This is a genomic window from Nocardioides sp. CPCC 206348 (assembly GCF_048654705.1).
Taxonomy (GTDB): domain Bacteria; phylum Actinomycetota; class Actinomycetes; order Propionibacteriales; family Nocardioidaceae; genus Nocardioides.
Genome location: NZ_JBMCZA010000243.1, coordinates 130,445 through 135,029, shown reverse-complemented (window position 1 = coordinate 135,029; position 4,585 = coordinate 130,445). Strand labels below are relative to the sequence as shown.

The 4,585-nt window shown below is 69.4% G+C and carries 4 protein-coding genes and 1 pseudogene; 4 read left to right on the top strand and 1 reads right to left on the bottom strand.

The genetic code is table 11. The annotated features are described in order from the left end of the window. Positions 1-777, top strand: a pseudogene (locus ACOADB_RS29040) (hypothetical protein); the annotation flags it as partial. A gap of 128 nt (positions 778-905) precedes the next feature. Here ACOADB_RS29040 and ACOADB_RS29035 read toward each other — a convergent pair. Continuing rightward, the gene (locus ACOADB_RS29035) at positions 906-1,421 is read right to left on the bottom strand and encodes an Lrp/AsnC family transcriptional regulator (protein WP_378607480.1); all 516 of its coding nucleotides are present in this window, start codon (positions 1,419-1,421) and stop codon (positions 906-908) included. A 118-nt stretch (positions 1,422-1,539) separates the two neighbouring features. On the opposite strand from ACOADB_RS29035, the gene hppD reads away from it, so the two are divergent. From hppD to ACOADB_RS29020, 3 genes are all read left to right on the top strand, one after another. Beyond that, a complete protein-coding gene (hppD, locus tag ACOADB_RS29030) occupies positions 1,540-2,757 on the top strand; it encodes a 4-hydroxyphenylpyruvate dioxygenase (RefSeq protein WP_378607478.1) in 1,218 nt (405 codons plus the stop codon). Continuing rightward, entirely contained in the window at positions 2,757-3,965 is a 1,209-nt protein-coding gene (locus ACOADB_RS29025; protein ID WP_378607475.1) for a homogentisate 1,2-dioxygenase, read from the top strand. Before hppD ends, ACOADB_RS29025 begins: the two co-directional genes overlap by 1 nt. Next, positions 3,962-4,585: hypothetical protein (locus ACOADB_RS29020; protein WP_378607472.1), on the top strand; the 624-nt coding region annotated here is incomplete at its 3' end. The genes ACOADB_RS29025 and ACOADB_RS29020, both read left to right, overlap by 4 nt.

Here is a 4,585-nt window from a genome sequence, read left to right as displayed (position 1 = left end):
CCGGGCTTCCCGCCCCAGGGACCTCCCGGCTTCGCCCCGTACGGCGGCGGGTTCGGCGGTCCGCCGAAGAAGAGCAGGACCGGGCTGGTCCTCGGGCTGGTCGCTCTCGCGATGCTCCTCGTCGTCGGCGTCATCGTGGCGGCCGTCCTCGTCATCCGCGGCGGGGACGACGACGACAAGGAGGCGGGCACCGACCGCACGACCGCGTCGAGCACCTCGACGACCGACGCGACCCCGACGCCCACCGATCCGTCGAGCGCGACGACCCCCGCGACGCCGTACTCCCCCACCGAGGACGGGAGCGACCCACCGGCGGCCCGCATCGACGTCGAGGCCGCGGAGTTCGCGGACAACTGGAACTTCAAGTTCGGCGACGTCGAGCACGACGCGAAGTACCTGGAGTCGTGGAAGTACGACACCTGCGGACCGGTCGAGGAGGGTTCGGCCCTGACCCAGCAGCGTTGCGAGTACGCCGTGCAGTGGACCTACGCCGCCCTCAACGGCAAGGCGCGGGTGACCTACATCGCCCTGGTGTTCGACACCGAGGCCCACGCCAAGGCCGCCGACGCGGCCCTCACCGACAAGGACTTCGACCTGCGCGCCGAGGCACAGTTCCCGAACTTCGTGCAGGGCAAGTGGAACAGCGGCGTTGTCAGCAACGTCGTGGGCGTCACGGTCGGCACCACCAACACCAAGGTCGACGACAAGAACCTGCAGTCCCTGGTCAACTACATGACCACCGACTACAAGCTCGCCCTGCAGTTCAGCCAGTTCTGAATTGTGAGGGTTCCGCAGGCGAGGATTTTACCTGCGATCCCGAGACAATCCGGGCCCGGATCTGGCAACCTTCTATCGCCGCCGTAGGAGACCCGAGACTCCTGCGGCGGCTCTCATTTTTCACCGGCTCAGCCCTTGCGGTACGCCGGCGCGCGCCGGCTGGGTGCGGTCTCGGCGGCGGCCAGCAGGGGCAGCACCCGCGGCGGGACCAGCACGGACAGCACCATGACACTGGTCGAGCGCACGACCGACGAGGACTGGTCGATCCGCACCAGCGTTGCCTGGAGCTCGGGGTGGGAACGGGTCGCGACCCGACACAGCACGTCGAAGGACCCGGTCGTCACGTAGGCCTCCAGCACCTGCGGGATCGCCGCGAGGTCGGCCGACACCTCGTCGAGCGCGCCCTGGGAGATCTCGAGGGTGACGTAGGCCTGCACCTCGAACCCGGCCGCAGCGACGTCGATCGTGGGGTCCCAGTCGGCGATCACCCCCGCCTCGCCCAGCCGCCGCAACCGGCTCTGCACGGTCGCCCGGGCCACCTGGGTGATCCGGGACAGCTCGAGGTCGCCGGCGCGCGGGTGCTCGGTCAGCGCGGTCAGCAGCGCGAGGTCGATCTCATCGAGCGGGTGCGGTCCGGCAGCCATGGCTCCAAAGTAGCCTTTCTGCACAGTTCGAGCACGTCCGAACCGGCAGAACTGGCCGGATTGCCTACCCGCCAATAGGCAGGTTGTGAGGCTCTGGCCAGTCTGTTGTGCTGCTCACATGTCCCTCCAGGAGACCCTCACCAGCCAAGAGCGCCTCGCCGAGCTCGACCTCGACACCCTGAAGCAGCTCGTCGGCCTCGTCGAGTACGACGACCACCAGGACCCGTTCCCCGTCACCGGCTGGGACGCGGCCGTGTGGTCGGTCGGCAACGCCACCCAGACCGCCCACTTCTTCATCTCCGCGTTCGGCATGGAGCTGGTCGCCTACTCGGGCCCCGAGACGGGCAACCGCGACCACGTCGCGTTCGTGCTCAAGAGCGGAGCCGTCCGCTTCGTGTTCAAGGGCGGCGTCGACCCGAGCAGCACGCTGCTCGACCACCACCGCAAGCACGGCGACGGCATCATCGACATCGCCCTCGAGGTGCCCGACGTCGACCGCTGCATCGCGCAGGCACGCAAGGCCGGCGCGACGGTCATCGAGGAGCCCCACGACCTGACCGACGAGCACGGCACGGTCCGGATGGCCGCGATCGCGACGTACGGCGACACCCGGCACAGCCTCGTCCAGCGCACCGTGGACGGCCGGCAGTACGACGGTCCGTACCTGCCCGGCTACGTCGCCCGCACCTCCACCTTCACCAGGCGCGAAGGTGCGCCGAAGCGGCTGTTCCAGGCCCTCGACCACATCGTCGGCAACGTCGAGCTCGGCAGGATGGACGACTGGGTCGAGTTCTACAACAAGGTCATGGGCTTCACGAACATGGCCGAGTTCATCGGCGACGACATCGCGACCGACTACTCGGCGCTGATGTCGAAGGTCGTGGCGAACGGCAACCACCGCGTGAAGTTCCCGCTCAACGAGCCGGCGATCGCCAAGAAGAAGTCGCAGATCGACGAGTACCTCGAGTTCTACGACGGCCCCGGTGCCCAGCACCTGGCACTGGCCACCAACGACATCCTCGACACCGTCGACCGGCTGCGCGCCGAGGGCATCGAGTTCCTCGCCACCCCGGACTCGTACTACGAGGACCCCGAGCTCCGCAGCCGGATCGGCGAGGTGCGGGTGCCGGTCGAGGAGCTGCAGAAGCGCGGCATCCTCGTCGACCGCGACGAGGACGGCTACCTGCTGCAGATCTTCACCAAGCCGCTCGGTGACCGGCCGACCGTGTTCTTCGAGTTCATCGAGCGGCACGGCTCGCTCGGCTTCGGCAAGGGCAACTTCAAGGCGCTCTTCGAGGCGATCGAGCGCGAGCAGGAACGTCGCGGGAACTTCTGATGGCCCACTACCAGCGGATCGGGAATGTGCCGCCGAAGCGGCACACCCAGCACCGTGCGCCCGACGGCACCCTCTACTTCGAGGAGCTGATGGGTGAGGAGGGGTTCTCGTCGGACTCCTCGCTGCTCTACCACCGGCACATCCCGTCGGCCGTCGTCGAGGCGCGGACGTGGGACCTGCCCGACCAGGCCACGACGCCGAACCACCCGCTCATCCCCCGCCACCTCGCCCTGCACGGCCTCTTCACGGGCGACGGGTGGAAGACGACGGACGCCGTCAACGGACGCCGGCTCGTGCTCGGCAACGGTGACGTCCGGATCAGCTACGTCGTCTGCGGTGCGGCCTCGCCGCTCTACCGCAACGGGATCGGCGACGAGTGCGTCTACGTCGAGTCCGGCACCGCCGTGGTGGAGACGGTCTTCGGTGCGCTGGAGGCCGGCGAGGGCGACTACGTCATCCTGCCCCGCGCCACGACGCATCGCTGGGTGCCGACCGGCCGCGACCCCCTGCGGCTCTACGTCATCGAGGCGAACAGCCACATCGGTCCGCCGAAGCGGTACCTGTCGAAGTTCGGGCAGCTGCTCGAGCACGCGCCCTACTGCGAACGCGACCTGCGGGTGCCCGGCGAGGTGTTCCTCGACGACTCGGACGCCACGGACGTCGAGGTCTTCATCAAGCACCGCGGCTCCGGCCCCGGCGGGATCGCCGGCACCGTGCACGTGCTGCCGCACCACCCGTTCGACGTCGTCGGCTGGGACGGCTGCCTCTACCCCTACGTCTTCAACGTCGCGGACTTCGAGCCGATCACCGGCCGCGTGCACCAGCCGCCGCCGGTGCACCAGGTCTTCGAGGGCCACAACTTCGTGATCTGCAACTTCGTGCCGCGCAAGGTCGACTACCACCCCCTGTCGATCCCGGTGCCGTACTACCACTCGAACGTCGACTCCGACGAGGTGATGTTCTACGTCGCCGGCGACTACGAAGCCCGCAAGGGATCGGGCATCGGGCCCGGCTCGATCAGCCTGCACCCGGGCGGTCACCCGCACGGTCCGCAGCCCGGCGCCTACGAGAAGTCCATCGGCGTGGAGTTCTTCGACGAGCTCGCCGTCATGGTCGACACGTTCCGCCCGCTCGAGCTCGGCGAGGCCGGGACCGCGTCGGACGACGGCCTCTACGTCACCTCCTGGGTGCGGGGTGCGTCCGAATGATTCCCCTCGTCCTCGATGACGCCGCCGTCTTCCCGCCCGGCAACCTGCCACTCGCCGAGGCGGTCGTCGCCCACCGACGCCACCGGGAGAGCTGGTACGCCGACCTGGTCGGTCCGTTGGTGGTGCCCGCTGCCGCACTGCCCGCTCTTGCCGGTTCAGGCCCGCTCGACGTCGCTGTCGTCGTACCCGATGCGGAGGGGGCGGCTGCCGCGCTGGATGCCGCACCCGACGGCATCCGCATCGTGGGCCTCGAGGTCACCGACGCCAGCGTCGCCGGGCTGCGTGCCGCGATCGGCGAGCCCGCCGGCGTCACCGTCCACGTCGAGATCCCGCGCGACGACCGACGGGACGCGGTCATCGCGGACCTGGCCGGGACGTCGTACCTCGCGAAGCTGCGCACCGGTGGCGTCCGCGCCGACCTGTACCCCGACGAGGCCGAGCTCGCCGCGACCGTGCAGGCCCTCGTCGCTGCGGGCGTGCCGTTCAAGGCCACCGCGGGGCTGCACCACGCGCTGCGCAACACGGACCCGGACACGGGCTTCGAGCAGCACGGCTTCCTCAACCTGTTGGCGGCAACCGACGCCCGCGACGCCGAGGCCATGGCCGCCGTGCTCGCCGAA